Raw genomic sequence first — 4640 nt, 5'->3', positions numbered from 1 at the left:
GTGCGGCCGGGCAGCGCGCTCGCCGAAGTGCTGCGCGGGGTACGCCCGGTCTTCACGGACACCCCGGCGGCCCGCGCCGCCCTGCCCGAACTGCTCGGGGACGGCGGCGGCCTCGTCGTGACCGCGGGACCTCGCCTCGCGGCTCAGGCCACGCGCAGCGTGCGCTTCGCGAGTTCGAACGCCGGGAGCATCTCCTCGTGCTCCTCCGTGTCCATTCCGCCCAGGTGCACCACGACCGGGCCGTCCGGGGTGGAGACGGCGAAGGCGCTCTCCGTCTTCTTCTCGTCCAGGAGCTTGCTCGTGTAGAGGTATTCGACTTCCACGCCGGAGACTCCGCCCGTCCGGAACGTGCGGTACTTCTCGTTGCTCGTGTTGTCCTCGGCGGCCACGAAGGACCGCAGTACCGAGCGGGCGTCGGCGTTGCCCGGCGACCCCGTCCAGACGCGCAGGAAGCCGATGTTCCCGGCGGGCTTGGCGTCGATCTCGCACGCCATGGTGACCGGGCCCTGGTGGAGGAGCGCGTCGGCGAGCTCCCCGGCCAGTCCGCCGTCGGAGCCGCTCGAACCGCTCGAACCCTTCGAGGCGCCGGTATCGACGGCCTTCGCCTTCCAGTCCCTGGCGATGTCGAAGGTGACCGGCAGCTCGCAGGCCGAGCCCGCGGCGCCGAGGGTGCCGCCGCTCCTGGCGGCCGAGCCCCCGGCTCCCGTGGCGTGCGCGGTCGCGGGCGTCTTGGAGTCGTCGTCGGGCGACTGCGCGCAACCCGTCAGCATCCCCGCCAGCAACAGCACGGGAGCCAGTCCGCCCCGCACGGTGCCCGTAGTGATCCGCAACGCCGTCTCCCCCCATCGATCCAGGTGGGCCACTGTATCCGAGGGCTGTGACAGCGCCGTGCCCGCACTCCGGGACTTGCTGCGCGAACAGCGGATCGGCACGTCGAGGCCCGCGAGTCCCGTCCGGTGGCGACCGGCGCCAACGACGGCCTCGTGCCGCACGCCCCGGCGCGCAGGCCGGCCGTCGACCGGTGCCGCGCGGGCGCGGACATCACCCGTGTGCCCGTCGCCCTGCCGGACGCCGGCCGCGCCCTGCTCAACCACTGCGCCCCGCTGCTCACGGACCGGAGCACCGCTGTCGCCCGGCCGACCGGTCGACCGTCTGTCCAGCAGGCCCGCGGCCGCCAACTGCCGGTCTCTGCCCTTACAGCCCCGACACCCCATGGGGAAGCGCCGTTTGCGGCCGGAGGGGCGACCAGGGCAGGGTTCGGGGCGTGGCTACTCTGCTGATCGTCCATCACACGCCCTCGCCCAACTGCCAGGCGATGCTGGAGGCCGTCGTGTCCGGCGCGACGACGCCCGAGATCGAGGGCGTACGGGTCGTCCGGCGGGCAGCGCTGTCGGCCACCGCCTCCGACGTGCTCGCCGCCGACGGCTACCTGCTCGGGACTCCGGCGAACCTCGGCTACATGTCGGGCGCCCTCAAGCACTTCTTCGACCAGGTCTACTACCCCTGTCTGGACGAGACCCGGGGCCGGGTCTTCGGCTACTTCGTGCACGGGGGGAACGACGTCACGGGCGCGGTACGGGGGATCGAATCGATCACCACGGGCCTCGGCTGGCGGCGCACGGCCGACGCGGTCACCGTGACCGGCGAGCCGGGCAAGGCCGACATCGAGTCGTGCTGGGAGCTGGGCGCGACGGTCGCCGCAGGGCTGATGGGCTGACACGACCCCGCGCTTGCGTCGGAGGCGGTGCCGGCACCGGACAGGTTCCGGCGGAGCACGCATGATCACCGCTCATGCAACCGGTGATCCTCCGCCAGCGGCGTGCGCGTACAGGCCCTGCTCACGGGCTTCGGCGCCTCCTGCGACGCCCACCACTTCACCGCTCCGCACCCGGACGGTGACGGCGCGGCCCGCGCCATCCGCAGCGCCCTGACCGACGCCGGAGCGGCACCCGAGGGCATCGACCACTGTCAATACCCACGGCACCTCCACCCCTCAGGGTGATGCGGCCGAGCACAACGCGCTCCACCAGGTCTTCCGCCGCGGCCCTCTCCGGCGCCTCCCTACGTCCACCTCATACCGATGTCGGACAGCTGCCGCACCCGTTCAGGGCTGAGCGTGGCGGCGCGGCTGCGCTGGTTGCCGACCCAGGCGCCCAGCCTGACCTGCCGGTCCTCCCCGGAGCCGACGGTGACGGTCTCCACGTGCTTGCGCGGCACGCCCAGGTGGCCCTCGCGCTCGTAGAACTGCGCGGCGGCGGCCAGGTTGACCGCCCATTTGTCGGCCTGGGACACGCGCGGTCCCGGCCGCTCCTCGTCGGAGGCGGGACCAAGTCCCAGTACGTTTTGGCACAGCCACTGCTGACCGACGGTCAGCCGGTCCCAGCCCAGGCGCTGCGCGCGCACCCACCGGCCGAGATCCTCTCCCTGCCGGACGGTTCCGCCCGGGGCGGTCGGCAGGTGTCCGCCCTCCGTCAGGTGGAGGCGGGTGAGGTGGAAGCGGCGCTGCCATTCCACCGGCCAGACCGGACACCAGGCCGGATCGATCTCGTCGAGCTGTTCGCGGCGCTCCTCCGAGAGCGCGCCCGCCACCGGCTCCGCCGCCGTGCCGTCGTCCGGCCGCTGCCCGCGCCCGGCGGCCCGCCGGGCGGCTGCGCGCTGGTTCTTCAGCCAGATACCGAGCCTGAACCCCTGGTGGGTCGCGTCATGGGGGGCCAGAAGATGGCCGTGCTCGGCCGCCCAGGCGCGGGCGGCCGTCAGGCCCTCCTCCCAGGCGACGTCGAAGTGGGACCAGACCATGCCGAGTTCCCCGAGCCGGCGGACACGGTCGTCGGCGAGCGTGCCACGGGCCTGGAAGCGGCGGGCGTCGGCGATCCACTGCCCGAGCGGGAACCCGGCGAGCGAGGCCGGCCACCCATGGGTCCCGGTGTCCCCGTCACCGGGCACCCGGAACGTGAACGGCACCCGCAGATCGCCGTGCACGCGCGCGTACAGAGCGGCCGCCTCGACACCGCGGCGCCAGTGCGCGTGCTCCGGATTGATCACCCGCAGCTCGATGAACGCGGCCAGCCGCGCCGGATCCCGCGGTGTGGAGAACTTCAGCAGGGCCCTGGCGGGAGCACTCACGCCCCATGGCCCCCCATCGTTTTCTTCCTCGCCCGCCTCGCCCAGGACGCGGCCCTTGGGGGAGTGGCTGGGCGCCTGCGGCTGTGCCAGACGTTCCACGATCCGCGCGTCATGGGCGCGCAACGCCTCCAGGAGCCGGGCCAGCCCCCCGTACGCCCGGCTGGTGAGCATGTTGTCCGGGGTCTCACCCGGCCCGAGCAGCACCGGCACCACCAGCGACGCCGTCTTGCCCTCCCCGGGCCGGATGCGCAGGGCCCGCCCCACGGCCTGCACGAGATCGGGCAGGGAACCGCGGACGTCGGCGAAGTACACCGAGTCGCAGTGCTTGGTGTCGACACCTTCGCCGAGCACCCGCACCGAGCTCAGGAACGCCCGCTCTCCCGGGCCGCCTGCGTGCGCGAAGTCGTTCAGGACGCGCCGGCGGTGCCCCGGCGCGTGGTCGCCGCACAGCCAGTCGGCCCACACCGTCCGCGGATACCGGCCCGGTCCCGCCGCGTGCAGCCGTGCCGCGACCGCGGGGAGTCCCGCCGCGAAGGCCTCGGCCTCCCGCACGAGATGGTGGAAGACCAGGGTGCGCCGCAGGTCCTCCTCGGCCGCCGTCTTTACCAGCGCGGCCTGCAGCGCGGCGAGCCTGGCTCCCCGCACCTCGTCCGTACGGCCCTCCAGACCGAGCAGCTGGGCGGCCTGCAGCTGGGTGTCGGTCACATCGACGCACACGACCTGGTACGGCGCGCAGATCCCCCGGTCGATCGCCGCCGACAGCGTCAGGGTGTGGCAGCGGGCGCCGAAGGGGCCGTCCGGATCGTCGTCCATGGAGGCGACCAGCTCACCGGGTACCCCCTGCTCCGGCTGGTCCTCCTCCGGCTGCCACAGGCGCGGCGTGGCGGTCATGTACAGGCGCCGCAGCGACGGGATCCGGGTGTTGTCGTGCACGACCGCCCACGGCTTGCCGAGCCGCCCGGAGGTCCGGTGCGCCTCGTCGACCACGATCAGGTCCCAGCCCGGCAGGCCCGCCGCGTGCGCCCGCTCCAGGGTGCCCAGCCCGAGGGAGGCGTACGTCGCGAAGACCGTGACCCTGTCGAAGGGGCGCACCCGGGCGATCAGTTCGCCGACGTCCGTCGTGTTGGGGAACCCCGCCTGGTCGCCGCGGAGCGAGGAGACCCCGGTGGTCGGCCCCCTGCGGCCGCCCGCGCGCCAGGCCGCCTCCGTCTGGGCGAGCAGGTCCAGGGAGGGAACCAGTACCAGCACCCGGCCCGCGCGCAGTTCCTCGGCGGCGCGGACCGCCACGAGGGTCTTCCCGGATCCGGTCGCCATCACGACCTGGGTCCTGAGCCCGCGCGGCGGCAGGGAGGTTCCGGCCGGCGCTTCCAGAGCGCGCACCACCGCGTCCACGGCCTCGCGCTGGTGGGGGCGTAGTCTCACAGAGCCGACCCTAGTCCACCGGGCGCGCGTGCACCGGGCCCGGCCGAGCGGGCCGCCGAAGCCCGGGGGGTCAGAGCGAACGCGCGGGTTTCAGG

4 protein-coding genes and 1 pseudogene are annotated in these 4640 nt (G+C 73.9%); 3 read left to right on the top strand and 2 right to left on the bottom strand.

Going from position 1 to position 4640, the window contains the following annotated elements:
* Positions 1-143: 143 nt before the first annotated feature.
* Complete coding sequence (locus tag ACFW2E_RS41855) at positions 144-830, bottom strand: lipoprotein (protein WP_384475911.1); 687 nt, start codon at positions 828-830, stop codon at positions 144-146.
* 434 nt (positions 831-1264) lie between these two features.
* Here ACFW2E_RS41855 and ACFW2E_RS41850 point away from each other — a divergent pair, with 434 nt between their 5' ends.
* The 3 genes and pseudogenes from ACFW2E_RS41850 to ACFW2E_RS41840 form a co-directional block, all read left to right on the top strand.
* Positions 1265-1717, top strand: coding sequence for a flavodoxin family protein (locus ACFW2E_RS41850; RefSeq protein ID WP_384475909.1), 453 nt, complete (start codon positions 1265-1267; stop codon positions 1715-1717).
* Positions 1718-1819: 102 nt separating this feature from the next.
* Positions 1820-2002, top strand: coding sequence for a hypothetical protein (locus ACFW2E_RS41845; protein WP_384475906.1), 183 nt, complete (start codon positions 1820-1822; stop codon positions 2000-2002).
* Position 2003: 1 nt separating this feature from the next.
* A pseudogene (locus ACFW2E_RS41840) lies at positions 2004-2114 on the top strand (hypothetical protein); the annotation flags it as partial.
* On the opposite strand, the gene ACFW2E_RS41835 reads toward ACFW2E_RS41840, so the two are convergent.
* On the bottom strand, positions 2062-4545 hold the full coding sequence (locus ACFW2E_RS41835) for a Helicase associated domain protein (protein WP_384475903.1): 2484 nt from the start codon (positions 4543-4545) through the stop codon (positions 2062-2064). The pseudogene ACFW2E_RS41840 and the gene ACFW2E_RS41835 overlap by 53 nt on opposite strands.
* Positions 4546-4640 lie beyond the last annotated feature (95 nt).

Origin of the sequence: Streptomyces sp. NPDC058964 (assembly GCF_042741275.1) — a bacterium.
Lineage (GTDB): Bacteria > Actinomycetota > Actinomycetes > Streptomycetales > Streptomycetaceae > Streptomyces.
This window is presented reverse-complemented; position numbering and strand designations above follow the sequence as displayed.